This window comes from Arthrobacter sp. zg.Y820 (assembly GCF_030125555.1).
Lineage (GTDB): Bacteria > Actinomycetota > Actinomycetes > Actinomycetales > Micrococcaceae > Arthrobacter_B.
Map to the genome: position 1 here is coordinate 66,628 of NZ_JASKLX010000010.1, position 26,431 is coordinate 93,058.

Below are 26,431 nucleotides of genomic sequence, written 5' to 3' on the forward strand. Positions count from 1 at the left end.
GGTGTTCAGTGACACGGAAGGGCGTCCGGGGTTGTTCCCGTGGTCCCTTCCGGACGGCCACAACTACGTGGCAGAAGCACCGCCGGGAGGGTGACCCGACAGGTGCTACTTGGCAGTACCCGGTGTCCCGGGCTTGCGAGAATTATCCTCCTCGCTTTTTGTCTCTGCGAGATTAGCACGCAGAGAACCCGTTGATGAGCCGGAATCCGGATCTTGCTTCACCGTTTCATTCTTGTTACCTGCCGGTGCCGCGCCGACCTCGGCTGCCGGCTCCCGGCCGGGCAGGTAGAACGAGGCCTCCGGGCCTTTACGGGCGCGGAAAGTCAGGTAAATGAACATGGCCACGGAGAACACGAAGATGCCGATGCTGGTCCACACATTCAGCCGTTGTGTGACGCCAAAAAGCGTAATCATTTCAGCGTCGTCGATGCGCAGGATCTCGATCCAGAGCCGGCCCAGCGTGTAGTAGGCGGCGTAGAGCCAGAACAGGCGTCCGCCGCGCAGCCGGAACCGCTTGTCCAGTGCCAGCAGCAGGGCGACGCCGGCCAGGCACCAGAGCGACTCGTACAGGAAGGTGGGGTGGAAGAGGGTGCCGGGCGCTGTTCCGTCCGGGAAGTTGGGGTTGTTGGCGTCGATTTCCAGCCCCCAGGCCACCTCGGTGGGAGCGCCGAAGAGCTCCTGGTTGAACCAGTTGCCCCAGCGGCCCACGGCCTGCGCGAGCAGCAGGCCGGGAGCGCCGACGTCGGCGAACGTGGAGAGTTTGATGCCGGCGCGCCGGCAGCCGATCCATGCGCCGACGGCGCCCAGCGCCACGGCTCCCCAGATGCCCAGTCCGCCGCGCCAGATCTGCGGAATCAGCGAGAGGTCGCCGTTGACGCCGAAGTAGGCGTCCGGCGAGGAGATGACGTGATAGAGGCGGCCGCCGATGATGCCGAACGGAATGGCCCAGATGGCGATGTCCCACACCGCTTCTTCGGGCAGGCCGCGGCGCCGCCAGCGGACCGAGGTCATCCACAGGGCCAGGACGATGCCGGCCAGGATGCACAGCGCATACGCGTGGATGGTCAGCGGCCCCAGCGAGAAGCTGCTGAAGTCCGCGGGCGGGCTGGGAATGCTGGCCGGGACCAACACGGACATCAGGTTCATTAGTTGCTCTTTCGGGTTCCGGTGCTCAGTTCACGGGTGAGGTCGGCGACCGCGGGAACGCCGCCGTCGCGCAGGGCCGCCACCAGGGCGGTGCCCACGATCACGCCGTCGGCGTAGGCGCCGATTTCCCGGACATGGCCGGAGTTCGAGACGCCCAGGCCAACGCAGACGCGCTGCGCACCGGCGGCGCGGGCCGCCGATACAACGTCCCTGGCCGCGCTGCTCACCGAGCTGCGGGCACCGGTGACGCCCATGATGGACACCGCGTAGACAAATCCCCGGCTGGCCGCGACGGTGCTCTTCATGCGGTCCGGCGTGGAGGACGGCGCCACCAGGAACACCCGGTCCAGGCCGTACTTGTCCGAGGCCGCCATCCATTCGGAGGCTTCATCGGGGATCAGGTCCGGTGTAATCAGGCCCGCTCCCCCGGCTTCGGCCAGGCGGCGGGAGAACTCGTCCACGCCCATCCGCACCACTGGATTCCAGTAGGTCATCACCAGCACGGCGGCGTCCGTGGCGGCAGTGATGCCGGCGACGACGTCGAACACCTCGGCGACGCGGAAACCGTTACCCAGCGCCTCGGTGGTGGCTGCCTGGATGACGTGGCCGTCCATCACCGGGTCCGAGTACGGGATGCCGACCTCAATCAGGTCCGCGCCGTTTCGGGCCAGGGCGATGCCGGCGTCGATGGTTTCCTGCACCGACGGGAAGCCGGCCGGCAGGTAGCCGATCAGCGCGGCGCGGCCGTCTGCGGCGGCCCGGTCAATGGCTGCCGCGGACTTGCTGGCGGCGTTTCTGCCCGATCCGGACGTGTTGCGGACACCGGTGCTCACAGCTGTTCCCCCTCTTTGGCGATTTTGGCTTCGGCTGACTTCTCGTCCAGCAGGTTGAACCATTCCGCGGCGGTCGCCACGTCCTTGTCGCCCCGCCCGGAGAGGTTCACCAGCACGATCTTGTCCGAGGCGCCGGGACCTTCCGCGTTCGCCTCCTCGGCGAGCCGCCGGCCCACCTTGATGGCGCCGGCCAGCGCGTGAGCGGATTCAATGGCCGGGATGATGCCTTCGGTGCGGCAGAGCAGCTGGAAGGCATCCATTGCCTCGGTGTCGGTGATGGGCTCGTAGGAGACCCGGCCGATGTCGGAGAGGTAGGAGTGCTCCGGGCCCACGCCGGGGTAGTCCAGGCCGGCGGAAATCGAGTGCGATTCCACCGTCTGGCCGTCTTCGTCCTGCATCAGGTAGGAACGCGCGCCGTGCAGCACGCCGGGCCGTCCCAGCGTGATGGTGGCCGCATGGCGGCCGGTTTCGACGCCGTCGCCGCCGGCCTCGAAGCCGAAGATTTTCACCTCGGGGTCGTCGAGGAATCCGTGGAAGATGCCGATCGCGTTGGACCCGCCGCCGATGCAGGCACACACGGCGTCGGGCAGCCGGCCGGCCTGCTCCAGCATCTGGGCGCGGGCCTCCTCGCCGATGACTTCGTGGAAGAAGCGGACCATGGCCGGGAACGGATGCGCTCCGGCGGCGGTGCCGAGCAGGTAGTGGGTGTCATCGACGTTGGCCACCCAGTCGCGCAGCGCCTCGTTGATGGCGTCCTTGAGCGTCTGCGAACCGTGGGTCACCGGAATGACGGTGGCGCCGAGCAGCTCCATGCGGGCCACGTTCAGGGCCTGCCGGCGGCAGTCCTCGGCTCCCATGTAGACCACGCATTCCAGGCCCAGCAGGGCGGCGGCGGTGGCGCTGGCCACGCCGTGCTGGCCGGCGCCGGTTTCGGCGATCACGCGGGTCTTTCCCATGCGCTTGGCCAGCAGTGCCTGGCCGAGCACGTTGTTGATCTTGTGCGAGCCGGTGTGGTTCAGGTCTTCGCGCTTGAGGAAGATCCGCACGCCGCCGGCGTGCTCGGCGAAGCGCTTGGCCTCGGTCAGCAGGGAGGGGCGGCCGGAGTAGTTCTTGTTCAGGTCAGCCACCTGGGCGGTGAACTCCGGATCGGCCTTGGCCTTTTCGAAGGTGTCTTCCAGCTCGTCCAGCGCCGCAATCAGGGACTCGGGCATCCAGCGTCCGCCGTACTCGCCGAAGTAGGGTCCGGGGGCGTGGCGCAGCGAACCGTGGGTGTTCAGGAACGCGTCGGCCACCTCCTCAGTGACGGCTCCGGCGGCTTCCTGCCGGGCGGCGTCCGACGGCGCGGTGGAGGTGTCTGTGGACTCGGGTGCGGGCTGAGCCGCACCCGTCTGTTCCGGATTCCCGGTCATGGGGCTGGTTCCTGTCCTGCTTTGGTCCGGGCGGCGGGCCGTCCGGACAGGGAATTGTTGCGTTCTTGTCAGCCTTTGCCGTGCACGCGGGCGGCCAGCGCGTCCCGGCCGGTCCGGGTGAACTCGGCGATGGTGGCGGCGGGATTGTTGTGCCGCACGAGGGCTTCGCCCACGAGGACGGCGTTGGCGCCCTCCGAGGCGTAGTGCACGACGTCGGCCGCGTCCCGCACACCCGATTCGGCGACGACGACGGCGGCGGCGGGGATGCTGCCCGCCAGCGCCGCGAAGACCGAACGGTCAACGTCAAGGGTTTTCAGGTTGCGCACGTTCACGCCGATGATTTTGGCGCCAACGGCCACGGCACGCTCGATTTCCTCGGCCGTGTGCGTTTCCACGAGGGCGTTCATGCCCAGGTCATGGGTGAGCGCCAGGAAAGTCTTCAGCCGGGCATCGTCCAGGGCGGCGACGATCAGCAGCACCAGGTCGGCGCCGTGCGCCCGCGCCTCCCAGATCTGGTATTCATCAACCGTGAAGTCCTTGCGCAGCAGCGGAATGTTCACGGCCGACCGGACGGCGTCGAAGTCTGCGAGGGAACCGCCGAAGCGGCGCTGCTCGGTGAGCACGCTGATCACCGCTGCCCCGCCGGCTTCGTAGCTGGCGGCCAGCGAGGCCGGATCAGTGATCGCGGCCAGCGCGCCCTTGGAGGGGCTGCTGCGCTTGACCTCGGCGATGACGTGCAGTTCGCTGCGCGCAGAGTCGTTCCCGCCCAGCGCGGCGAATGCGTCCAGGGCGGGAGCTGCCGCACGGGCGCGCTCCTGCATCTGCTCCAGCGGAACCGTGCGCCGGCGTGCCTCGAGATCCTCGGCAACGCCGGCGACGATGTCGTCCAGAACGCTCACTTAGTGACCGTTGTTGGAGAGCTTCGAGCCGCCTACGCCGTAGCCGGCCTTCCGCATGATGAAGCCGACGAGCAGGCCAACGGCGATGACGCCCAGGCCGATGCAGAACCACAGCACGCTGGCAATGATGTAGCCGAAGCTGGAGATTCCGGCGCCGACGATCATGATCAGGACGCAGGTCCAGGCGGCAGGGGTATTGCCGTGGCCGATGGTCTCATCGTGGATGCTGGCGTGGCTCTGGGCCGAGTTTTCCGGCTTGATGTCAACGTTGCTGTCAGTGGCGTTTGCGCCCATGATAATTCTCCTCTAAACGAATCTGTTTCCATTCTGCCATTGACTGGCGGAAACTCTTTCACATTGCGCCCGGGTCGGCCGGTTCCGGGATCCGCCGGCCCGGCCCGGGGTCAGCGGTAGTTGGTGGGGTCGTCCCCGCGGGTCAGCCGGTCCCAGCTGTCGATCTCGTCAACCGGTTCCTGCCCCGCCGCGGCGCCGGAGGGGTTCGAAGGGTTGGCGGGGCTGGAGCCGCCGGACGGAGTGGCGGCTCCAGCCGTCGTCGTGCCGGGCAAGTTGGCTGCCGAGGCCTCGTCCGCCGCCGGCGCCGGAGCGGGCGCATAGCGGCGGGAGGACTTCCAGCCGCGGCTGGCGATGGCGAGCCAGATGCCGGTGAGGGCGATCAGGATTCCGCAGACCAGTGCGGCCCAGGGCAGCGCGGTCAGCGTGACAACGGTGCCGTCGCCGCCGCTGACGCCGATCGCCTGGCCGATGGCGCCGGCGGCGCCCTGTTCGGGATCGCTGATCACTGTGTAGCTGGCGACGGCCACGCCCACGCCGGAGACCAGCAGGATGACGCTGACGATCCAGCGGGCGATGGGACCGGCGATGGAGGCGGCCAGCCCGGCCGTGATCGCCACGACGGCGAACGCCGTCACGGCGGTGGCGGCGTCAGAACCGGAAACGGCCAGGTCCGGGGTCTGGACGGCCGTCCGCGGCAACTGCACGTTCAGCCAGGTGCGCGTGGTGGTGGCAAAGGCTGCGATGCCGAAGAGCACCGCCGCCATGATGACGGTTCCCTTGCGCTGCCACCTCTTCATGGGTGTGCTCACTGCTGTACTTCCTGCTCTGGGTGTTGGTGCTGCATTAGCGATTGGGCTGCATTAGCGATTGGGCTGGGTTGAAGACTGGGGCTGGGTTGAAGACTGGGGCTGCCGTGAGAAGGAAGTGGCGGGCGGCTCGCCGGCGACGGTGTCCAGGCTGCCGGCGATCAGGGCTGCGCGCAGCGGTGCCGCCGCCTTGTTGACCGTTTCCTGGGCTTCGGCTTCGAGGTCCGAATCCGCGACGATCCCGCCGCCTGCCTGCACAAAGGCCTTGCCGTCCCGCAGCAGCGCCGACCGGATGGCGATCGCCATGTCCATGTCTCCGGCGAAGTCGAGATAGCCGACAACTCCGCCGTAGATGCCCCGGCGGTGCGGCTCCAGCTCGTCCAGCAGGCGCAGGGCGCGCGGCTTGGGGGCGCCGGAAAGGGTTCCGGCCGGGAACGTGGCGGCCAGGACGTCGTAGGCGCTGCGCTGCGGCGAGAGTTCACCCACCACCGTGGAGACCAGGTGCATGATGTGGCTGAACCGCTCCACTTCCATGAACTGGGTGACGTCAACGCTGCCGGGGCGGCAGACCTTGGAGAGGTCGTTGCGGGCCAGGTCCACCAGCATCAGGTGCTCGGCGCGCTCCTTCTCGTCCGCGAGCAGCTCCTCGGCCAGCGCGCGGTCCGCTTCGGCGCCCTTGCCGCGCGGCCGGGATCCGGCGATCGGATGCGTGATCACTTCGCTGCCGGTAACGGTCACCAGCGCTTCCGGCGAGGAGCCGACGACGGCGAACGGGTTGCCGCGGGAGTCCTCGAAGTTGAACAGGTACATGTACGGGCTCGGGTTGGTGTTGCGCAGGACCCGGTAGACGTCCAGCGGCGAGGCGCCGCAGTCCATTTCGAACCGGCGAGAGATGACCACCTGGAAGACCTCGCCGTCCACGATGGCTTCCTTGCCGCGCTGCACGGCCTTCGTGTACTCCGGCTTGGGCCAGGATTCCTTGACGCCGCCGGTCAGCGTGGACAGGTCAACGGTGCCGCCGCGCAGCACCGAGACCGGCTGCGGCGTGGGTTCGGCCAGACGCTGCAGCATTGAGTTCACGCGGGCCACGGCGTCGTGCCAGGCCTCGTCCACGCGCTCATTGGAGCCGTCGAAGTTGATGGCGTTGGCCACCAGCATCACCGTGCCGTTGGAATTGTCATGGACCGCCATGTCCGAGACCAGGTTCATGGCCAGTTCCGGCAGGTCCAGGTCATCCACGGGCGGGTTGGGCAGTTTCTCCCAGCGGCGCACGGTTTCCCAGCCGACAAAGCCCACCAGCCCGGAGGTGAACGGCGGTACGCCGTCCAGCCGCTCGGTCTGCAGCAGTTCGATGGTGCGGGCCATCGCCTCAACGGGGTTTCCGTCCAGCGGCACTCCGGCCGGCGGTTCGCCCAGCCAGTGGGTCTCGCCGTCGTGCGTGGTCAGGGTGGCCCGGGAGGAGGCGCCGATGAAGGAGTACCGGGACCAGACGCCGCCGGCGGCCGCGGATTCCATCAGGAAGGTTCCCGGGGCGCCCGCGGTGAGCTTGCGGTAAATGCCGATCGGCGTGTGGGCGTCGGCCAGCACGCTCACGTGCACAGGCACCACCCGGTGTTCGGCTGCCAGTGCCCGGAATTCCTCGAGGCCGGGACGGATAACTCCAAGATCCTGCATGTGTCTGGTTTCTTTCCGGTCAGCGCTCCAGCGCGGGGCTGGCTACGTGTGGATGGCGGCGCGGAATTCCGGGCTAGTTCTCCGGGTCCGTGGTGCCTTGGCGAATTCCAGCGTCGGTGCTCTGGGATTCCGTGCTCTGGGATTCAGTGGGGGCCAGGACCGGAAGGTCGCGGCCCTCAAAGCAGGTGCGGGTTCCGGTGTGGCAGGCTGCGCCGACCTGGTCCACGCGGACCAGCAGGGCATCGCCGTCGCAGTCCAGCGCCACCGACTTGACCCACTGGACGTGGCCGGAGGTGTCCCCCTTGCGCCAGTATTCCTGCCGGGAACGGGACCAGAAAGTCACCCGTCCCGTCGTCAGGGTCCGGTGCAGCGCTTCGTCGTCCATCCAGCCGAGCATCAGCACCTCGCCGGTGTCGTGCTGCTGGACGACGGCGGCCACCAGCCCGGCGTCGTCGCGCTTCAGGGCGGCGGAAATCGCGGGATCCAGGCCGGGTGCCTGCGGGAATTCGGGGGGAGAGATTAGGGAAGCCATCCCATCGATTCTAGTGCGTTTGGCTGTGGGGCATTCCCTGTGCCCGTCACCCGCGCCAAAAGACGCTTAACGTGCTAGTTTCAGCAGTGATGCGATTTGTACAACCCTCCCGTGAAGTCCTGGCCGAAACGTTGCTTGCGGCCGGTCCTCAAGCACCCACTTTGTGCGAAGGTTGGCTGACCAAAGACCTGGCAGCCCACCTCTATTTGCGGGAGCACCGCCCGGCCGCCGCCCTGGGTTTCTTCCTGAAGCCCTTCGCCGCCAAGACGGACAAGGCCATGGAGGAGACCGCCGCCAAGGCGTCCACCGTTGAGGGTTATGCCAAGCTGGTTCGGGCCTTCCGTTCCGGTCCGCCGCGCCTGTCCCCCATGCACATGAAGGCCCTGGACAACAGCGCCAACCTGGTTGAGTACTTCGTCCACACCGAAGACGTGCGCCGCGCCGGTGACCGCTGGGCTCCGCGCGCCCTGGACGCCGATTATTCCGATGCCCTGTGGGCGGACCTGATCAAGCGCGCCGCGCTCCTGTACCGGGGTGTGGATCTGGGCATTGTCCTGGTCCGGCCCGACGGTCCCCGGCATGTGGCCAAACGCGCTCCGGTCTCAGTGGCGATTATCGGCGAGCCGGGTGAGCTGCTGATGCACGCCCACGGCCGCACCAAGCAGGCCCTGGTGATGTTCGAGGGCCAGCCCGACGCCGTCGCTCTGCTGGAGAGTGCCGATATCGGGCTTTAGGGTTTTGCTCCCCCTCCTCTCCTCTCCCCCAAGCGAGATGGCAGAAAGTGCCCTTCTCAGCGCTGAGACGAGCACTTTCTGCCATCTCGGCGGGTGCGTGGAAGGAACAGATACGAAGCGCGCTCATCACCTTTAACCTGACGGCTGCAGTGTGGTTTCTTCCCATGACCATGTACCTGCTCGGGGAACGGCAATACTTCGCTGACGGAAAGGACCTGGCCGAACGGCTGGCCGCGCAATTGGGACATTCTTTTGCGGTTTTCTTTTGAATCAGGACGTGAAGAGCACTACGTCGCCCGCAGCGGCGACCCTGCCACCAACCCAGCCACGGCGCGCTTCTTCGCGGAGGAGTTTGAGGAAGCGGCGGCTGAGGAGGAAAGACTTCGAGCCACCGGACCGCTGACCAAAGCGACGGCAACACCATGCTTTGCAGCCAGCGAAGTAAAAAGAAGCCTCGCCATCGCATCTTGGCTCCAGGCAAATGCACCATAAACCACGGTTGTTCCGATCGAGTAATCAGTCAGCCGATCTTCCAGATCCGCATTTGCGCCGATTTCCTCATTCGTCGGGGAATGGGGTCCGTTCATCGGAGGAAACGTCTGAATAAGCCCTTTGTAAAACTCCTTCAATGCTGGAGTTGTCACGGATGCGTCGTCGTAAGAATGACCTTCCAACCACTCCAATTGTTTATCCCACCACACCGGGAAGTCCGCATCTGTCACGCTGCCGGGATCAAATGCCAAGATGTCGTAAGCCATGTCCCGCAGAATACCCGCGCCTAAAGTTATCGGCGTGCAGGACAACATTGCGGCGGGTTGGACCTGACCTTCCAGCCTCTTATTCTTCGGTGCCTGCCGGAACCGATAAAGCCGAGGGAGGGATGGAGCACCTTCCCGTCAACGGCCCACTCAGGACCCATCAGCCGCAGAGCAGGAATGACATCCCCGACGGGCGCCCAGCCTTCCGTCTCCAGCTCCAGTCCGTATTCCTCCGGAGCATGGCGCAACGCGTGGGACAGCACGCGGCTGATCTCTGATCGGCTTGGTGCGGGTATCGAAACGGCTCACATCCCCGTCACCAATGGAAAGACCCCGCCTCCCTTGAAGACAAAGGGAAGCGGGGCCTTATTGCTTTATCCGGGTGTCCGGGCGGACCGCAAAGTTTAGCCGGCCGGATCGGTGTCGGATTTCTTCTGACGGTGCCCGGCGGCTGCCGCCCTGGCGTCACCGTCTTCCTTCCCGTCCTTCTTGCCGAACGGCAGAACCTTCATCAGCGGGTGCAGGATCGCCATGACAACCAGGCCCCAGGCCAGTCCGACGATGGCCGAGCAAAGCGTGTTCACGAGCCAGCCCAGGAACCCGCCCACAACAGCGAGTCCTGCCACCGGGTGCTCCAGTGCGTGGACCAGGTCGTACGGCGCGTGCCAGCCGAGGTCGGACGCGCCTACCAGCATGATGTGGCCGCCCACCCAGAGCATGGCGACGGTTCCCACCAAGGTGATGGCCGCCAGCACGGCGGGCATTCCCTTCACCAGGAGTCCGCCGAGGCGCTGGGAGCCTGCTGACTCCTTTTTCGCCAGATGCAGGCCAATGTCATCCATCTTGACGATCAGCCCAACGGCCCCATAGACCAGAATCGTGATCGCAATAGCCACCACCACGAGGATGATCGCGCGGACCCAGATGGACGCGTCGCCCACCTCGTTCATGGAGATGACCATGATCTCGCAGGACAGGATGAAGTCGGTGGTGATGGCTCCCTTGACCACTTTGGACTCGGCGTCGGGACCCCGCTCCACCGCCGGCGCCGCCTTGTCCTCATGATGGCCAAAGAACTTGTGCCAGACCTTCTCCGCGCCCTCGTAGCAGAGGTACGTGCCGCCGAGCATGAGAATGAACGGGATCACAACGGGAATGAAGGCGCTGATCAGCAACAGTGCCGGCAGGATGATCAGCAGCTTGTTCCGCAGCGAGCCCCAGAAGATCTTCTTGATCATCGGGAGTTCACGGGACGGGTCGGCACCGGATACGTACTGGGGGGTCACGGCGGCATCGTCAATGACGACGCCGGCGGCCTTGGCCCCTGCTTTCGCAGCTCCGGCAGCGATGTCATCGACCGATGCGGCGGCGATGCGGGCCAGGGCAGCGACGTCGTCCAGCAGGGCGACCAGTCCCCCGCTCACAGTGCGGCTCCTTGCTGATGCGGGACGGGCGGTTGCGCGTAGAGGGCGCCTTCGGGACGCAGATATGCCATGGTGCAATTATAGGTCGACTGGAAAGCCCCCTTAGTACAGGGACCAGGCGGCCCGTACCGGCGCCAAGGCGTTCCTGGCTCGTGCTGTAGTCTCCACTGCCCTGACCTACGAGATCTTGGCGTTTGACCCGGACAGTGTGACGGATGCGGATTTTTCCGCCTGGTGGGATGAGCGAGCTGGTCCGAGAGCCACTCCTATGACGACGTCCCTGTAACCACCCCGGGCTTTCGGGAGTTTTACAAGGAGCTTATTTCTACGTTCCCCCCGATGAGCGGGCCCGATGCCCCACCACTCGATCAAATCGACGATGACCCCGATTTGGAAGTCCGGCTCACTGATTACTCCATCGGGACTGCCAGTTGCCTTCACTCTCTAAATTGCCTTGCTGCTGCTGAACCAATGACACCCCACAGCACACCGGTTTGAACGGCACGAATCGCACGATGACTGCTCGCCTAACGTCCCTCCACGAAGGTTCCGAGAGCCTTTATCAACTCGTGATATTCGGAGGTCAGGGGAAGATCTGCCGAACCGTCCTGTTTGGCAACATATCGATCGGGAATGCTGCCGCTTCCTTGGTATCTGAAGGTTTCCCTAATCCACTCTCGTGTTTCAGCCACGGCTGGTTCTGATCCGTCACACTCGATTTTTTGTGCCTCATTTTTATAGCCGTGACCCAACTCCGGGAGACCTACCAGCGAGAGCAATTCTGCGAATCGGGACATACTTCGTACCGCATCGTCGATGTACTTCGCCACGGCTACTCCACTCTCCATAACAACAGGGGTTCGGCATAAAGAATGCCTCGGATGAGGACCGCGATTTTCACGTAATCCTTATTCTTGCGCACTGGGTCTTCGTTTACCCCGACCAAGCCGCTAGTCGGTTTCGCGACGCTATCCGGAAATCACGGCCACCGGCCGGTCTGAAAAGAAATTCGCGCTAGTGGCTATATCCCTTCTAGCTCGTACTGGACAACGGAGAGCCAGGCTTCCTGGGCAGCATCAGCTATTGGACTACCCGAGCTGGCGCCTAGGGCTACCTTCCTTCGCCTTTAGATTCTTGCGATTTTGGTAAACCGAACCCGGACCGGGACGGCTGCAGTGGTTTGCGAGCCGGTCCAGTTCAAATAAATCCGGAACCGGACTCTTTCACCGGCGGCGCGCGGCTTGAACGTCGCCATGCTGAACGAGAAAACGTCCTCCGCGCCCCCAGCCTGCCGCATATGAATGGTTCTACCATCTTCACTGATCATCTCAATGAACGAACGTGTTACGCCCGTAACTCCGATGGCTGCGGCGGTCATGACAATCGCGTAATTGCAGTACTCATTCAAGGTGAACGTTCCGCCGTCCTCAAAGGCAACCAAGTTCGGGTTCACGCTTTCGGATTCGTCGGGAACCACCCAGCTCATAACGGTAGGCCTGCCCTTTGGGATCGGTACCCCTGGGGGATTCTGCCACTCCGAATGATTGCCGCCGGTAACCGGCATGGCAAGAGCCGCAATCATCTTGTTCCGGGCCATGGGTGAGGAAAGCGCATAGACGCTTCCATGCCGGATGGTCTGGCCCCTCTGGAGGACATAGGGAGCGGTCACCACCTTGGTTGCTGGGGACCACGGTCCGTTGAGGCTGGCGGCTTCGCTCCAGTGCAGCCCCAGATTGTTTACGTACCGGTCAAAATACATCCGGTATGTGTCCCCATCCTTCAAAATGGCAGGTCCCTCGATACCGCTTCCCCACCCGGCCCAGTTGCCTGAACGATCGGTTCTCCAGGGGCCCGTGATGGTCTCGCCCGCGGCCCGGTCAATGCTGTTGCCTGTGGAATAGAACAGATACCATTGCCCGTCGGTTCCCCTGATCGGTACACCGTCAATGTAACTCGCGGGCTCGTTCGCAAAGGTAACGGCAACGGGAGTGCTCCAGGCGGTCAAGGCGGCATTGGCCGCCTTGACATAGTACATATCGCCCACGTTTGCGGACGTAATCCGGCTGAAGAACACGTAAACGTCATTGCCGTCCACCACCAGTTCCGGCGCCCACGCTTTGACGAGTCCGGGCGCGGCGGCAACGGAAACCTTGGTCAGTAGACTCCACGACCCGGGGTGTCCTGTGGAGCTCGATGCAATGGCGAAGTTTTTATTCCGGCCGTCCGTAGTGGTGTAAGCCACATACCAACGATCATTCCAATACAGGATTGACGGGTCCCGGAGTCCGCCACCATCGGCCGGAACATATACCGGGTTATTGTCCCCGCCGAACAGCGTTTTCCCGTCCGGTGAATAAAACAGGTTCAGGGTTTCCCCCGCTGGGCCGTTACCAACAAAGGTAGCAAAAACAAAACCAGTTGCTGCACCCTCATCGGTAGCGGCTTTCTCAAAGTCAGTTTCCATAACCTGCCATTCCCGTTGGTGGAAGGACAAACTATCAATCCGAGCGGATAAAGCCAACAGGAAACAACCAACGGCTAGAACGCCACTCCAGGAACATCTACGACCGCAGCCGGCGTACTCTCGCTCTACATGGCGGTCCGGCGCACCGTTCCCGGAAGCGGCACCGCGCAGCACCACCCATGTCGTGTTCCGGTGTGAGGCCACACCAGATCACGTGCGGGTCTGCAAAGGGCGCAGGCGTCGTCGGACCATCTATTCCGGGTTGAACGCAAAAGGCACCCCGCCAACCGACAGGGTGCCTTTAACTCTAAGAAATTAGATGGTCACCGCGTCAATGACGAACCGGTAGCGGACGTCGGATTTCAGCACACGCTCGTAGGCGGTGTTGATGTCCTCGGCCTTGATGAGCTCGATCTCGGGGGCGATGTTGTGCTCCGCGCAGAAGTTCAGCATTTCCTGGGTCTCGGCGATGCTGCCGATGCCCGAAGATGCGAACGAGCGGCGGTTGCCCATGAGGGCGAAGACCGAGACCGGCAGCGGCTCGGGCGGGGCGCCGACGTTCACGATCGTTCCGTCCAGGCGGAGCAGGGACAGGTACTGCTGCATGTCCACGGGGGCGCTGACAGTGTTGATGATCAGGTCGAAGGTGTTCGCGAGCTTCTCGAACGTGCCCGCGTCGCTGGTGGCGTAGTAGTGCTCGGCACCGAAACGGAGGCCGTCTTCCTGCTTGTTCAACGACTGGGACAGGACCGTCACTTCGGCGCCCATGGCAGCGGCGATCTTGACACCCATGTGTCCGAGTCCGCCCATGCCGACGACGGCGACCTTCTTGCCCGGTCCCGCGTTCCAGTGGGCGAGGGGCGAGTAGGTGGTGATGCCGGCGCAGAGCAGCGGAGCCGCGGCTTCGTACGGGATGCTCTCGGGCACGCTCAGGACGAAGTCCTCGACCACCACGATGGCGGTGGAATACCCGCCCTGCGTGATGCTGCCGTCGCGGTCCACGGCAGTGTAGGTGCCGGTATTTCCGTTCAGGCAGTAGTTCTCCATGCCGGCGAGGCAGTTTTCACATTCCCGGCACGAGTTGACCATGCAGCCAACGCCCACACGGTCGCCGACCTTGTGCGCGGTGACATCCGCACCAACCTCGGCCACGGTGCCCACGATTTCGTGGCCGACAACCTGCGGGTACGCGATGGGTCCCCATTCGCCGCGGACGGTGTGGATGTCCGAGTGGCAGACACCGGCATAGGCAATGTCGATGAGGACGTCATGCGGGCCGACCTCGCGGCGTTCGATCGTGGTGGGAACCAGCGGATCGGTGGCGGAGGGGGCTGCGTAAGCGCGTGCGGTAGTCATATTTCTCCAAGCTGTGGGGTAACAGTGCCATAGGGCACCTAAGGCACAAGTCCGATCCTGCGCTATTTATTTCCGCAGGGGGCGACGACGGCGGATCCGGCCCGCTTCGAGCCCGGACGCCGACCCGGAGCAACAGCGGCGCTCCGGTCCGGCCGGCAGCACCTGCCTGACAAGGGGGATCAGCAACCAGTTCCTGTCCGGACGGTAATGCCTATAATTAAGAACGCGTTTTCCGCATGTGGGACCCTGCGGTCCCTAATAGCTTCGTATGTGCCCCGTATTGGTGATGTAAGTGACTTTTGTCCGTGCCGATTCTGTCCGCTCCAGTTCCGGAGCAGCCGCTCGCCGTTCTTCACCCTCGGCCTCGCGCGGCCTGCTCATTGATTGGGATCCCGCGACCTTCCGGCAAACACTGGAGCGGTTTGCCGGGGACCAACCTGTCGCAGTCCCCCATGCGGACGCCGGAACCGGCTCTCCGTTTCCCTTCCGCCTTCAGATCTTGGACGCCGATGTTCCGCCGCCGATCATGCTGCACCCGCGTTGGGAGCAGGCGCTGGCGGGTTTCGTCCGGGAACAGGCCCGGGGCGTGCCGCTGGGCGCCGGAAACCGGAACTACAAGGACCGCAACCCGAAGTGTGAGGTAGCCGTGGCCCTCACGCCCCTGCGCGTGCTTGCCGGGGAAAGGAGCACGGAAGAGCTTCAGGCCATCGCTTCCGGCCTGGAACTGCCCTGGCTGCGTTCCTATCTCTCCTTCCGCCATGAGACCGCCATCCACTCAGTGTTGCGCATGAGCTCTCATGAAAAGGCCGCCGCACTGCGGGAAACAGCCGACGCGGTGCACCGGATCCGGGACGTTGAGGGACCGGCCGCCGAGGCGGCCGCCGTAGTACGCCGGCTGCAGCCGATTTTCCCAGACGACCGGGGCGTCCTGCTGGCCGTCTGCATGCAGCTGATCCAGCTGGATCCCGGGCAGGTAGCCGTGATACCCCCCGGGTGCCTGCATACCTATCTGTCCGGCCAAGCAGCAGTGGTGATGGGCCACTCCGATAATGCGCTGCAGGCAGGCTTGACCAAGGAGCGCGTGGACCTCTGCGAGCTCCAGGTCCTGACGGGCGACGGACAGCCGCAGCCTTCTCCCCTGCCTGTTGCCGACGTCGACGACGGCGAGCAGCGCATTCCGCTCTGGAGCGACGATCTGGACCTGCGGCGGGTGGTCGTAGGGGATGATCCGAAGCCCGCCCGGCTGGGACCGTTCAGCGTAGTGCTCGCCGCGATGGAACCCGCCGCCATCACCGTAGATGAGGTCACAACGGATCTGGAGCCCGGAGCGAAGATCTTGTACGCCGGGGACCCCGTAACAGCCACGTTCACGGGGCCGGCCCAGATTTTCGTGGCCTCAAGGGCCTAGCTGCTCCCCCCATCGCTGTACTCGCGTTCGTCGGAACGTTTCCGGCAAACGTCAGCGGACAGCGAACCCGGCGTCGCGGATGGCCTGCTTGACCTTGGCGATGGCATCGTCGGGCCCGAAGTGGAAGACCGAGGCGGCCAGGACGGCGTCGGCCCCGGCGATCACGGCGGCCGGGAAGTGCTCGGGCACGCCGGCACCGCCGGAGGCGATCAGCGGCACCTTTACTGCCGCGCGGACGGCCCGAATCATTTCCAGGTCGAAGCCCTCGCGGGTGCCGTCGGCGTCGATGGAGTTCAGCAGGATCTCCCCCACGCCCCGGTCCGCTGCCTCGCGGGCCCAGGCGACGGCGTCGATCCCTGTGCCCCGGCGGCCGCCGTGCGTGGTGATTTCGAAACCCGACGGCGTGGCGCCGTCGTGCGTTCGCCGTGCGTCCACGGAGAGCACCAGCACCTGCGAACCGAAGTGGCGGGTGATCTCGTCGATGACGTCCGGGCGGGCGACGGCGGCCGAGTTGATCGAGGCCTTGTCCGCGCCGGAGCGCAGCAGCCGGTCGACGTCGGCGATGCCGCGCACTCCCCCGCCCACGGTCAGCGGAATGAAGACTTCCTCGGCGGTCCGGGAGACGACGTCGAACACGTTGTCGCGGTTGCCCGAGGATGCCGTGACGTCCAGGAAGGTCAGCTCGTCGGCTCCGGCGCGGTCATAGCGGTGCGCCAGCTCCACGGGGTCTCCGGCGTCGCGCAGGCCCTCGAAATTGATGCCCTTGACCACGCGGCCGGCGTCGACGTCCAGGCAAGGAATGACGCGGATCGCAACACTCATGGTGGTCCTCCCCTAGATCCGGCAGGCGTGGATGGTGCTCACGAGGATGGCGCGGGCGCCCAGGTCGTAGAGCTCGTCCATGATCCGGTTCGTGTCGGATTTTCTGATCATGGAGCGCACGGCCACCCAGCCGCTGTCCTGCAGGGGTGAGACGGTGGGCGATTCCAGGCCCGGTGTCAGGGCTGCCGCCTGGTCGACGAGTTCGCGGCGCACGTCGTAGTCCATCATTACGTACTGGTGCGCCACCTGGACGCCGCGCAGGCGGCGGATCAGGACGTCGACGCCGGCGGGGTTTTCCCCGCGGCGGCCGATCAGGATGGCCTCGGACTTCAGGATCGGCTCGCCGAAGATTTCCATGCCGGCGGCGCGCAGCGTGGTTCCGGTTTCGACGACGTCGGCGATCGCGTCGGCGACGCCGAGGCGCACCGAAGACTCCACGGCGCCGTCAAGCCGTACCACCGAGGCGTTGATGCCGCGGTCCGTCAGGTAGTTGCGCAGCAGTGCGTCGTAGCTGGTGGCCAGGCGCTTGCCCTCGAGCTCCTCGATGGCGGTAAAGTCGCCTGCCGGTCCGGCGAAGCGGAAGGTGGACTTGGCGAAGCCCAGGTTCATCAGCTCCTCCGCGTCCACCTCGGCGTCCAGGAACAGGTCGCGGCCGGTGATGCCGACGTCGAGCGTTCCGGCGCCGACGTAGACGGCGATGTCGCGGGGGCGGAGGAAGAAGAATTCAATGTCGTTGTCCGGATCCACCAGGACCAGTTCGCGGCTGTCGCGGCGCTGGCGGTAGCCCGCTTCGGAGAGCATGGCGGAGGCGGATTCGGAGAGGGATCCCTTGTTGGGGACGGCTACACGGAGCATGGGAGGCATCTTTCGCTGGAAGTCACTGAGGTTGGGGTGAGGTTGCCGGCGGGGCCACGCGCTGGTTCAGCGCGCGGCTAGAGATGCTTGTAGACGTCCTCGAGGGTCATGCCTTTGGCGAGCATGAGTACCTGCAGGTGGTAGAGCAGCTGGGAGATTTCTTCGGCGCATTCGGCTTCGGATTCGTACTCGGCGGCCATCCAGACTTCGGCGGCTTCCTCGACAATCTTCTTTCCGATGCCGTGAACGCCCGACTCGAGTTCGGTCACCGTGCGCGAACCGGCGGGGCGGTTCTGCGCTTTCTCGCTCAGCTCTGCAAAGAGGTCTTCGAAGGTTTTCACAGGTCAAGGCTACGCTGTGCCGCGGGTTGGGGCTCAATTGGGGGTCGGGGTGTGACGGGGACGGCCTATAGCGTCTCACCCCGTGTAGGTAGCGAGGGTTGTGACGGCTGCCTGGGGACGTCTCTCCTGACGGCATGTACCAGAGCCTCGATCCCAGGAGTCGGCTGGCGGGTATTCAGCGTCGGTGACGGGGCTACAGAGCCTGATTGGATTGAGTTCCCGCGAGATGCCCTTTCGGACGATCCCCGGCGCTACGTCTCGACAGATCAGATGCCTGCCGACTAAAGCTAGGAACCCACCTCGATGGGCGGTGCGGCCCTCTTGCCGCGCTCGCTCCCAAACACTTACTGTGGCCATGAGCGCAGCCGAGGAATTCAGCGGCACGGTCCGTATCGGCGGCGTGGACGTCCAGATCATCAAGGGCCACGGCGTCTTGCCCAAGGGAACCGCCGTCGCTACTCCGGGCAGAACCAAGCGCGGGCGTAAGCCAGCAGCCGGGAGCGTCCAGGTGAAATCAATCAAGGATGCCGGCGCCTATGGTCCTGAAGCAGTCGCGCGCAGGGTCGTCGACGCACTGGGCAACAACGTCACCGCCAAGCTTCTCGGGGTTTCACAGGACGGGCCGGGCCGGTGGGCAACCGGCGTCGACCGCCCTTCGGAGACCAACCGGGCCAAGCTCGCGGACCTGGACACGCTCGTCGGACACCTGCTGGCAACCTTCACACCGGAACAGGCCGCACTGTGGCTTGAGGGTCAGGATCCTTTTCTGCGGGCGCGGCCGATCGATGTTTTTGCGCAGGAAGGGCCCGGCCGGCTCATCGAGGCCATGAAGGCGTATGCGCAGGGCGCGTTCGCCTAGATGGAGTTCTACCGTGTCCTGAACTGGGATCCCGCGGCCACAGACGCGACCGAGAACGGCCATCCCCTGTTCGTGTGGCCGGATCAGGGAAACGGCAGGGTGGATGATCCGGCGGCGGAGTACCGGGTGCTGTACGTCGGATCGCATCCCGAGGCGGCAGTCGCAGAAGCCCCGGGGCGGTTCCCGACGTGGGCGCAGGGGGTCCTGGACGTTCCTCGGGCGGCGCCTGCCGGCAGCCGGAAAGCCCTGGTGAAATACACGGGCACGCCGCGGGTGCTTGATCTGGACGATCCGCGCGTGCTTTTGGACTTGGGGCTTCGCCCCAGCCAGGTCATCACTCGCGAATACGCAGTGACCAGAGAGTGGGCGCGCAGCATTTACGAATCGAATCAGCACGACGGCGTCTCGTGGTGGTCCTTCTACGGGTCCCAGCGGGCTTCGGTCGGCCTGTGGGACTGGTCCTCGCTGACCGTGGACGACGATCCCGAGATCCTCACCCTGGACCACCCAGCTGTTGAGGGGGCTGCAGCCGAAATCCTCAGGCCCATAGTGCGGAAGCACGAGAGGCCAGGCCCGGACGCGGGCAAGTATCGCAGTTCACGGTGAATAGCCCGCCTCGGATCATGGGCCCGCGAGCGCGACGCCGGTATACGCGGCGAGGGAAGCCAACAGATCATTCTGAAAACCCTCATCAGGCACCGCGGGATGCGGAGCCCGGGGCTCCTGGTGGAACCAGTACCGGCCGCTCACCATGGCAGCGGGGTCCTCCGTTGTCGCAAGCCAGACCTGGGTGACGTCGGCCAGGCTCAGATCGTCGGGCGCGCTGGGCCCGCCCATCCTTGTCGGCGCCCACCCCGGGTCGAGGGCGTGTGCCAGCACGTCCGGCCACAATCGTGCCACCGCAGCCATGAGCGTGGTGACGAACAGCTTCGAGTTGGAGTAGGAGCGCGTCGCGCGGCTGCCGCTCCAGTCGATGCCGGCAAGGTCGGGAGGCCCGCCATGGTGCATGCCGCTGCTGAGATAGATCAGGCGCCCCGGGCGTTCCATTTCCGCAGTGAGTACATACGGGGCCACCACATTGACGGGCAGGACCGACGAGCCGTTCATAGTCCCGGCGTTGTGGATGACGGCATCGAACCGTCCCAGCCCGTTCGCCTGCGCCACAAACTCACGGACTTCGGGCAAACGACTCAGGTCACCGACAACCTCCCCGGCACCTCGCTCAATGAGATCCTGAACGGCGCTCAGCCGAGCCGGTGTCCGCGCGTGGACGACGACGTCGTGCCCCTGCTCGAGGAGCCTCATGGCAGTCGACCGCCCAATGCCGTCAGTTGACCCGGTGACAAGGACGCGTGCCACGATGCTCCCCCGCCTTCTCGTCACCACGGTTGACATGATCGGCCTCAAAACGCGTGCCGCCAACCAGTCTTCCGCCCCTGCCTCGGTTGCGGGAGGGTCCAGGGCCCGCCGGACCACGCCTGCGCCGAAACACGTAGGCTGACGCCGTGAACGGGACAACTGAGGAGAAACGCTCATGACCACCATCGGCATACTTGGCGCCGGCCAAGCCGGAAGCACCCTGGCCCGTGCGGCCATCGCCGCAGGTTACGACGTCGTCATCGCCAATTCGCGCGGTCCCGAGACCCTGGAGAGCCTGATCAGTGAGCTGGGTCCGCGGGCCCGGGCTGCCTACACCGCCGACGCCGCAGCCGCAGCTGACTTCGCTGTCCTAGCCTTCCCCTACTCCCCCGACAGCACACTGCCGGTCGATGAACTCGAGGGAAAGGTCGTGATCGATAACAACAACTACATGGTCTGGCGCGACGGAAACTATCCGGAGGTCGACTCCGGCCGCCAGACCATTCATGAGCTGCGCCAGGAACAGCTGCCCGCCTCGAAGCTCGTTAAGGCGTTCAGCCACGTCCAGTTCCACGGGCGCTCCGAGATCCGAGTCCCCGGCGATGCGCTGCCGGCGGTGATCCGGCTGGCAAGGCCGGCCGGTGCTCCTGACCGGAAGGCGCTGGTTGTCTCGAGCGACTATCCGGACGCCGTCGAAGTGGTCAGCCGCTTCTACGGCGATCTCGGATTTGACGCCGTTGACAACAGTCCCCTGAGCGAATCGTGGCGCAGCGCTCCCGGAACACCGATGTGGCGCCACCATGTGGACGGTCAGAGCCGCGAGGAACTCATCCGCAACCTGCAGCTCGCCCGGCGCATCGGTTGAAGGCCGCGGCCACCGGAAGGGGAGCCGTGCAGATGCCCACGAACAGACTAAAGTGTTTCCGGGATTTTGCGCCCGGGAAACAGCGTCGAATATTGTCGCCGATACATTCGGCGCCCCACGAGGCGGTAGGCAAGTCGGACCGGCGCAGGGATTTCCTTGAAGAAAGCCTTTCGGTCGTCCGGAGGGTTCGTGGCCATCATCATCCCGAGGTAGCCCACCAAAAACTTCTTGTCGAACTGTTCGATCCCGTGCTGACCGACCGCGTCCATTTCCTTTTCGCTCAACACCCTGTCCACCACGGGCATCACCTCAGTGACTTCGCGGCGCAGGTGCACTTTAAGCAGAGCGGAGAGGTCCTCATAGCGTTCAGCGAGTTCCTCGCCGGCCGCCGCGTTTGCCGTCTCCATCCAGCGTCGCCGGACCGGTTCGATGTGTTCAAGCCCCTGCCCCACCTGCCGATGTTGTTCCAGCATCTGCGCTACATGCAGGGCGCACCCCGGTGCCCGGCCAGCCAGTCGAGGGTACATCAGCAGGTCTTCACCCTCGTGGTGGATGTGCAGCACGCCGTCGAAGTTTCCGAGCACTTCCCCAACGTATGCGGCGCGATGCGTATCTCCAATAGGGCTGGACCGCACCAGGCCGGGTGCCTCATCGTAGGCCCAAAGGAAAAAACGGTGAACGCGCCGCATTCCGACCGTCCCGGTACAGAGGATGGGCCCCGGCGGCAATGGGGCCGGGGCCTCGCCCGGCTCGGCCGTAAAAAAGTCAGCCATTTGGATCGCCCCTTAAAGAGTTCATCCAAGACTGAGGCCGTTCCCCGCGAGTATCTTAAAGTCTTTCCTCAATCAGCACAATGGCTTAAGCCATCGGGGGAGCTTCAGCGGTCAGGCCTTTCCGAAGTGCTGACCCCGGCCCGCCCTTTCTACTGAGACCGGGCGCGAAGGTAGCTTGCGGCTGCCGGATTCCTCCGATGGACATCTTCGCGAAACTTTTCCCGCCCTGCAGCAGCAACGGCGCCGGCTTTCACAGGTCGCCGACGCCAAAGGGCCCTCACAGCTCGGTCACTACGACCGTGGAACCGGGGCCGCTCCTATCCGGAGGCAGCAGCCGTCCGGCGGGCGGTTCCGCGGTTGAGCGCCAGATGTCCGCCCAGGAATCCGGCTCCCATCATGATTCCGTTTCCAGCGAGGCTCAGCGCGACGCCCAAACCGTGGCGGCCGCGCAGCCTGGCGATCAGGGAACCGATCTGAAGGAAGGTGGCGGCATCGGTGCCAAGGGCATGAACCGCGCCGATCCGCCGCTCTTCCCCGGCCATCCACGACCAGTCGCTGGCGCCGGCAAAGGCTGTCGGCACTGCCGCCGCCGATCCCGCTGCCACCAGGAGTGCGGCGCTGCGGCGTGCCTCAACTCCGCCGGCCAAATCGAGAAGGGACGCACTGAACCAGCAGCCCAGAGTCAGATCGGTGAGTGGCGGATGGATCGAGTGGCCCAGGATATCGGTGTGAAACGCGCTGTTCTTGACCCAGTCGAGAACCGGCCGGTACAGGCGTTCCTGGACGTCGGCCAGCCGTTCCGAGACGGAACTCCCGGCCACGGCCCGGGCCAGTCGTTGCGGCGCTGAAACTTCAGTCACCTCGTTTACGCTACGCCGTCGTCGCGGGGGTGCATAGGGGCGCCGTGTCCTTCGCGCGGCACGGCGCCCGACGACGGCGGCCGGCCCAGGTGGGCAAGGGCGGCACGCGCCGGGAGCGCCCCTTGTTACTCCTCCGCAGTGACCAGATTGCTCCGCCCGGTGGCGTGGCCGCGGTGGTCCAGGATCTGGCCGAACTGCTTGACACTGCGCAGGACAACGGAACGGTCCGCCGTCGAAACACCGGGGAGCTTCACCTCCAGATGCTGTTCCAGGCGCTGGACTTCGGCCAGGCTCTTCAGCCAGACACCCATGATTACGTCGTACGGTCCCACGGTGTGCGACACCAGCCGGAGCTCGTCCAGGTTCTGCAGCCGGGTGGCAACGCCGTCGAGCTTGGAAGCCGGAACCCGCAGGAAATACCAGGCACTCACCGGCCAGGCCGAAACGCCCCGCACCAGATCGGTCCGCTGCTGCAGCCGTCCGGAAGCGCTCATCTGTGCCATGGTGTCGCGGATGTGGCGCGGACTCTCGTCCAAAGCCGATCCGATCGCCGTCGCGGTCGCCCGGCCGTCGGAATTCAGCACGGCGGTAATGTGCCGCTCCAGCTCGATATTCTTACCGGCCGCCCGGCGGTTCCCGGCAGGAGCCAGGGCCTGAACCTGCTGCGTCTCCAGCGCATCCAGCGCCCGGACCCGCCATGCGCTGCCGTCGTACACATTGCGCGCAATCGGATGGCTGTGCGTGGATTCAATGCCGTCGATGCGCGGCAGTTCCTCCAGCAGGTAGGTCCACAGCGCGGCATCGGTGGGCGTGGCAATGGTGGCCACAATGTCCCGGCCACCCGCGGTAAGGTCCACGCCGATGGCTTCCGGGGTCTCGGCCAGGGCATCCGCCACCCGCAGGTTCGCCCCCGAGTGGCAGTTGACCTCAACAAGGGCTCCCGCCTCCCAGCTGTCCGGATCAAAGGTGCTGATCCACGCCGTTCCGCTGGCGTGCAGGTCCCGCCAGCGGCGGTTCAGCGTGGCCGCGTCGGCACCGATGATCGGCGCCAGCTGGGCCCACGGCGCCCGGGGAGCTATCTGCAGGGCGTTGATAATGCGAAGATCCAGCGCATTCAGGGAACTATCCGGCATACCACCCTCGTTTTGATGACAAATCCTGCAGATTATTCGTTGGAACGGACCTGGTCTGTATTTTGAGGACGATACCATCGCGCGTTACCGATCGAGAACGGATGAGTATGAAGTCCTCCCCCAGCACCAGCGGCACCCTGGCCAACGGCACCAAAGCCGCCGGCGGCGCCGTCGGCTTCCTTATCGTCATGGAGCTCGGCTCCGGGCTGCTCCAGGGCTGGTTTCCGCCCCTGCTGGCCCGCATCGGCGATGATTTCTCGGTCGATGACGCGGCCCTGAACTGGGTCAGTGTGGTGTATCTGCTCATGACCGTCGCCTTTGTGCCGATCATCGGCAAGCTGGGTGACCTCTACGGCCACAAACGGATGCTGCTGGTCACGGTGAGCATGGTGGCAGTGGGTTCGCTGGTCGTGGCCTTTGCCCCCAGCTTCGGCGTCCTGCTGCTGGGCCGCGCCCTGCAGGCACCACTGGGTGCCTTCCTGCCGCTGGAATTCGCCATCGTCCGGAGCCGGAACGCTGAAACCGCCAGCCGGAGCATCGCCAAGCTGGTCGGCGCGCTCACCGTGGGCGGAGCCGTCGGCGCCATGGTCTCGGGCATCCTCCTGGCCATGATCGACAACCTGACCGTGGTTCTCTTGGTGCCGGCGGTCTTCATGTTCCTGTGCATCCCCGTCGTGGCCTGGCTGGTGCCGGAAACCACCGCGCGCAGCGCCGGCACGGTCGACTGGCCCGGCGCCGCCCTGCTCACCATCGGCCTGCTGCTGACCCTGCTGGGCATCGCCAACGCGAGCAACTGGGGCTGGGGCTCGGGTCTGACGATCGGCTCCATCGTTCTCGGACTGGCGCTGCTGGCCCTTTGGCTGCAGGTTGAGCGCAAGGTCAAGTACCCGCTCGTCGACCTCAAGGTGCTCACGACGTCGGGCATCGGCCTGCCCATCCTCGCTGCCGCCCTGTTCGGCGCGCAGATGTTCGGATCGCAGACCGCGGGCTCACTGTTCATTCTCACGGATCCGGACACGCACGGCTTTGGCCTGGGCCTGTCGCCGGGAAGCGTCGGCCTCCTGTTCCTGATCCTGGCGCTGGCCACCTTCGCCGGAGCCACCCTCGGCGACCGGATCGCGGCCCGCATCACCGCCAAGTCCACAGTGGTTTTGGGGTCGCTGCTGGGCGTCGGATCGTACGTGGCGATGATCGGCCTCTCCACCAGCACGATGCCCTTCCTGGCTGCCATGCTGATCGGCGCCTTCGGCAACGGCCTGATCCTCGGGGTCCTGCCCGCGATCGTGGTGAGAAAGTCGCCCGAGGACTCCGTCGCCGTCGCCTCCGCGCTCTACAACACGTCGCGAACCGCCGCCGGCTCCGTGGGCGGCGCCGTGTTCGCCCTGGTCATGTCGGCCTTCCTCGTCACGCTCCAGATCGACGGCGAAAGCACCACCGCCTCCGCCAACGCGTCCTACCTCATGGTGTGGGGCATCTGCGCGGCGCTGTCACTGGCTCTGGCGCTGGTGGCCCTGCGGTTCCGGGGCGACGGCGAAGCAGCCGCGGCACCGCAAGCCGTCGGCGCAGAAACAGCTCCGCCCGCCCCCGCCCAGGGGGACCGCACCGTATGACTACGACGACGACAACGGCCGCCCAGGTGACCGCCGCCAAGGCCGCCATCCGGGAGCGCCTCGGCCAGCACCGGCCCGGACTTCTGGCCCTGTCCGCGGAGCTGCACGCCGATCCGGAGGTGGCGTTCAACGAACACCGCTCCGCGGGACGCGTGGCCGCACAGCTGTGGGACGCCGGGTTTGCGACCACGGTGGGCTGTTACGGCTTGCCGACCGCCATCGAAGCGGTCTACGGCACGGGGTCTTTCCGGGTGGTGATCTGCGCCGAATACGATGCGCTGCCCGAGATCGGACACGCCTGCGGTCACAACATCATCGCGGCGGCGGCGGTAGGCGCGGCGGTCTCGCTGGCAGCAGTGGCTGACGAGCTGGACCTGACAGTGGTTTTGCTGGGCACCCCGGCGGAGGAAGAGGGCGGCGGCAAGGTTCTGCTGCTGGACGCCGGCGCCTTCGCGCAGGCCGACATCGCGCTGATGGCCCATCCCACGCCCGGTGGAGACATTGACTGCACCGGAACGTCGTCGCAGGGCTGCGACCGGTTCCGGGTGATGTTCCGGGGCAAGGCCTCGCACGCGGCCGCGGCGCCCGCAGACGGCGTCAACGCACTGAATGCGGCGACGGTGGCCCAGGTCGCCATTGGCCTGTTGCGGCAGCAGCTGCCCGACGGCGTCCGCATCAACGCACTGGTGACTGCCGGCGGCTCGGCCATCAATGTGATTCCGGACTATTCGGAGCTCGCGCTCGAAGTCCGGGCCCTTGATGTGGACGTGCAGAACGACACCACGCACAAGGTGCTGCTCGCCTGCGAAGGAGCCGCACTGGCCACCGGCTGCACCTGGTCCGTGGAGCAGCCCTCCCCCGCGTATCTGCCGGTCCTCCAGCATGAAGCGCTTCTCCGCCTCTGGAACCGGAACCTCACGGCGACCGGCCGCACCCTCGTGGCCCCGCCGGCAGCCGGCGGCGGGGGCGGGTCAACCGACATGGGGAACGTGTCGCAGGCGATGCCGGCCATCCATCCGGTCATCGCCGTTCTCGGTGCCCGCGGAATGCCGCACACCGCAGCCTTCGCGGACGAAACTTCCGGTCCGGCAGCCGACGCCGCGGTAATGGATGCGGCACTGGCGCTGGCGTGGACCGCTGCCGATGCCGCCGCCGATTCGGAGCTGCGGGCCTCTCTGCAGAGCGCGCGGCGCACGAGGCAAGCCCGGTCCTGACCC

29 protein-coding genes are annotated in these 26,431 nt (G+C 65.5%); 8 read left to right on the top strand and 21 right to left on the bottom strand.

Translation table 11 applies throughout. The features are described from left to right. Positions 1-105: 105 nt before the first annotated feature. The 8 genes from lgt to hisI form a co-directional block, all read right to left on the bottom strand. Positions 106-1,146, bottom strand: coding sequence for a prolipoprotein diacylglyceryl transferase (gene lgt / locus QNN99_RS12290; RefSeq protein ID WP_229966748.1), 1,041 nt, complete (start codon positions 1,144-1,146; stop codon positions 106-108). After that, positions 1,146-1,979 carry a tryptophan synthase subunit alpha gene (gene trpA / locus QNN99_RS12295; RefSeq protein ID WP_229966749.1) on the bottom strand — a complete coding sequence of 278 codons (834 nt, stop codon included), beginning with the start codon at positions 1,977-1,979 and terminating at the stop codon, positions 1,146-1,148. Before trpA ends, lgt begins: the two co-directional genes overlap by 1 nt. Then, a complete protein-coding gene (gene trpB, locus QNN99_RS12300) occupies positions 1,976-3,388 on the bottom strand; it encodes a tryptophan synthase subunit beta (protein ID WP_229966750.1) in 1,413 nt (470 codons plus the stop codon). The genes trpA and trpB overlap by 4 nt, the downstream gene beginning before the upstream one ends. Before the next feature lie 68 nt (positions 3,389-3,456). Further along, positions 3,457-4,287 carry an indole-3-glycerol phosphate synthase TrpC gene (gene trpC / locus QNN99_RS12305; protein ID WP_229966751.1) on the bottom strand — a complete coding sequence of 277 codons (831 nt, stop codon included), beginning with the start codon at positions 4,285-4,287 and terminating at the stop codon, positions 3,457-3,459. Beyond that, positions 4,288-4,581: an HGxxPAAW family protein gene (locus tag QNN99_RS12310; RefSeq protein ID WP_229966752.1), complete on the bottom strand. Its 294-nt coding sequence runs from the start codon at positions 4,579-4,581 to the stop codon at positions 4,288-4,290. Positions 4,582-4,691: 110 nt separating this feature from the next. Next, on the bottom strand, positions 4,692-5,390 hold the full coding sequence (locus QNN99_RS12315; RefSeq protein WP_229966753.1) for a Trp biosynthesis-associated membrane protein: 699 nt from the start codon (positions 5,388-5,390) through the stop codon (positions 4,692-4,694). Between the two features lie 51 nt (positions 5,391-5,441). Next, positions 5,442-7,061 carry an anthranilate synthase component I gene (locus QNN99_RS12320; protein WP_229966754.1) on the bottom strand — a complete coding sequence of 540 codons (1,620 nt, stop codon included), beginning with the start codon at positions 7,059-7,061 and terminating at the stop codon, positions 5,442-5,444. A gap of 73 nt (positions 7,062-7,134) precedes the next feature. Continuing rightward, the gene (hisI, locus tag QNN99_RS12325; protein WP_229966755.1) at positions 7,135-7,593 is read right to left on the bottom strand and encodes a phosphoribosyl-AMP cyclohydrolase; all 459 of its coding nucleotides are present in this window, start codon (positions 7,591-7,593) and stop codon (positions 7,135-7,137) included. A gap of 89 nt (positions 7,594-7,682) precedes the next feature. Between hisI and QNN99_RS12330 the strand changes: the two genes are divergently transcribed. Together QNN99_RS12330 and QNN99_RS12335 are read left to right on the top strand one after the other, a co-directional pair. Then, a complete protein-coding gene (locus tag QNN99_RS12330; RefSeq protein ID WP_229966756.1) occupies positions 7,683-8,327 on the top strand; it encodes a TIGR03085 family metal-binding protein in 645 nt (214 codons plus the stop codon). A gap of 47 nt (positions 8,328-8,374) precedes the next feature. Then, positions 8,375-8,596: a hypothetical protein gene (locus QNN99_RS12335; RefSeq protein WP_229966757.1), complete on the top strand. Its 222-nt coding sequence runs from the start codon at positions 8,375-8,377 to the stop codon at positions 8,594-8,596. A gap of 18 nt (positions 8,597-8,614) precedes the next feature. Here the strand turns inward: QNN99_RS12335 and QNN99_RS12340 are convergent, their stop codons facing one another. The 6 genes from QNN99_RS12340 to QNN99_RS12360 form a co-directional block, all read right to left on the bottom strand. Further along, positions 8,615-9,085 (bottom strand): hypothetical protein, encoded by a 471-nt coding sequence (locus QNN99_RS12340; RefSeq protein WP_229966758.1) that lies wholly within the window; start codon positions 9,083-9,085, stop codon positions 8,615-8,617. A gap of 26 nt (positions 9,086-9,111) precedes the next feature. After that, entirely contained in the window at positions 9,112-9,381 is a 270-nt protein-coding gene (locus QNN99_RS17530) for an RNA 2'-phosphotransferase (protein WP_442860530.1), read from the bottom strand. Between the two features lie 108 nt (positions 9,382-9,489). Next, positions 9,490-10,509 (bottom strand): DUF808 domain-containing protein, encoded by a 1,020-nt coding sequence (locus tag QNN99_RS12345; RefSeq protein ID WP_229966759.1) that lies wholly within the window; start codon positions 10,507-10,509, stop codon positions 9,490-9,492. 527 nt (positions 10,510-11,036) lie between these two features. Then, positions 11,037-11,339 (bottom strand): hypothetical protein, encoded by a 303-nt coding sequence (locus tag QNN99_RS12350; RefSeq protein WP_229966760.1) that lies wholly within the window; start codon positions 11,337-11,339, stop codon positions 11,037-11,039. A gap of 296 nt (positions 11,340-11,635) precedes the next feature. Then, positions 11,636-12,973, bottom strand: coding sequence for a family 43 glycosylhydrolase (locus tag QNN99_RS12355; RefSeq protein ID WP_229966761.1), 1,338 nt, complete (start codon positions 12,971-12,973; stop codon positions 11,636-11,638). Between the two features lie 315 nt (positions 12,974-13,288). Beyond that, entirely contained in the window at positions 13,289-14,329 is a 1,041-nt protein-coding gene (locus QNN99_RS12360) for an NAD(P)-dependent alcohol dehydrogenase (protein WP_229966762.1), read from the bottom strand. Between the two features lie 526 nt (positions 14,330-14,855). Between QNN99_RS12360 and QNN99_RS12365 the strand changes: the two genes are divergently transcribed. Further along, complete coding sequence (locus QNN99_RS12365; protein ID WP_229966763.1) at positions 14,856-15,737, top strand: cupin domain-containing protein; 882 nt, start codon at positions 14,856-14,858, stop codon at positions 15,735-15,737. A gap of 51 nt (positions 15,738-15,788) precedes the next feature. On the opposite strand, the gene hisF is transcribed toward QNN99_RS12365, so the two are convergent. The 3 genes from hisF to QNN99_RS12380 form a co-directional block, all read right to left on the bottom strand. Then, positions 15,789-16,559, bottom strand: a complete 771-nt coding sequence (hisF, locus tag QNN99_RS12370; protein WP_229966764.1) for an imidazole glycerol phosphate synthase subunit HisF — start codon at positions 16,557-16,559, stop codon at positions 15,789-15,791. A gap of 12 nt (positions 16,560-16,571) precedes the next feature. Continuing rightward, positions 16,572-17,414 carry an ATP phosphoribosyltransferase gene (gene hisG, locus QNN99_RS12375; protein ID WP_229966765.1) on the bottom strand — a complete coding sequence of 281 codons (843 nt, stop codon included), beginning with the start codon at positions 17,412-17,414 and terminating at the stop codon, positions 16,572-16,574. A gap of 77 nt (positions 17,415-17,491) precedes the next feature. Beyond that, positions 17,492-17,755, bottom strand: a complete 264-nt coding sequence (locus QNN99_RS12380; protein WP_229966766.1) for a phosphoribosyl-ATP diphosphatase — start codon at positions 17,753-17,755, stop codon at positions 17,492-17,494. Between the two features lie 355 nt (positions 17,756-18,110). Between QNN99_RS12380 and QNN99_RS12385 the strand changes: the two genes are divergently transcribed. Together QNN99_RS12385 and QNN99_RS12390 are read left to right on the top strand one after the other, a co-directional pair. Next, entirely contained in the window at positions 18,111-18,614 is a 504-nt protein-coding gene (locus QNN99_RS12385; RefSeq protein ID WP_229966767.1) for a hypothetical protein, read from the top strand. Beyond that, positions 18,615-19,220 carry an RES family NAD+ phosphorylase gene (locus QNN99_RS12390; protein ID WP_229966768.1) on the top strand — a complete coding sequence of 202 codons (606 nt, stop codon included), beginning with the start codon at positions 18,615-18,617 and terminating at the stop codon, positions 19,218-19,220. Between the two features lie 15 nt (positions 19,221-19,235). On the opposite strand, the gene QNN99_RS12395 is transcribed toward QNN99_RS12390, so the two are convergent. Further along, entirely contained in the window at positions 19,236-19,973 is a 738-nt protein-coding gene (locus QNN99_RS12395; RefSeq protein WP_229966769.1) for an SDR family NAD(P)-dependent oxidoreductase, read from the bottom strand. Between the two features lie 175 nt (positions 19,974-20,148). On the opposite strand from QNN99_RS12395, the gene QNN99_RS12400 reads away from it, so the two are divergent. Further along, positions 20,149-20,838 (top strand): NADPH-dependent F420 reductase, encoded by a 690-nt coding sequence (locus QNN99_RS12400; protein ID WP_229966770.1) that lies wholly within the window; start codon positions 20,149-20,151, stop codon positions 20,836-20,838. 47 nt (positions 20,839-20,885) lie between these two features. On the opposite strand, the gene QNN99_RS12405 is transcribed toward QNN99_RS12400, so the two are convergent. The 3 genes from QNN99_RS12405 to QNN99_RS12415 form a co-directional block, all read right to left on the bottom strand. Continuing rightward, on the bottom strand, positions 20,886-21,611 hold the full coding sequence (locus tag QNN99_RS12405) for a hemerythrin domain-containing protein (protein WP_229966771.1): 726 nt from the start codon (positions 21,609-21,611) through the stop codon (positions 20,886-20,888). 317 nt (positions 21,612-21,928) lie between these two features. Next, the gene (locus tag QNN99_RS12410; protein ID WP_229966772.1) at positions 21,929-22,471 is read right to left on the bottom strand and encodes a DUF2231 domain-containing protein; all 543 of its coding nucleotides are present in this window, start codon (positions 22,469-22,471) and stop codon (positions 21,929-21,931) included. A gap of 125 nt (positions 22,472-22,596) precedes the next feature. After that, positions 22,597-23,604 carry an Lrp/AsnC family transcriptional regulator gene (locus tag QNN99_RS12415; RefSeq protein WP_229966773.1) on the bottom strand — a complete coding sequence of 336 codons (1,008 nt, stop codon included), beginning with the start codon at positions 23,602-23,604 and terminating at the stop codon, positions 22,597-22,599. Between the two features lie 107 nt (positions 23,605-23,711). On the opposite strand from QNN99_RS12415, the gene QNN99_RS12420 reads away from it, so the two are divergent. Both QNN99_RS12420 and QNN99_RS12425 read left to right on the top strand, forming a co-directional pair. Continuing rightward, a complete protein-coding gene (locus QNN99_RS12420; RefSeq protein WP_229966774.1) occupies positions 23,712-25,214 on the top strand; it encodes an MFS transporter in 1,503 nt (500 codons plus the stop codon). Beyond that, positions 25,211-26,428 carry a M20 family metallopeptidase gene (locus tag QNN99_RS12425; RefSeq protein ID WP_229966775.1) on the top strand — a complete coding sequence of 406 codons (1,218 nt, stop codon included), beginning with the start codon at positions 25,211-25,213 and terminating at the stop codon, positions 26,426-26,428. Before QNN99_RS12420 ends, QNN99_RS12425 begins: the two co-directional genes overlap by 4 nt. Positions 26,429-26,431 lie beyond the last annotated feature (3 nt).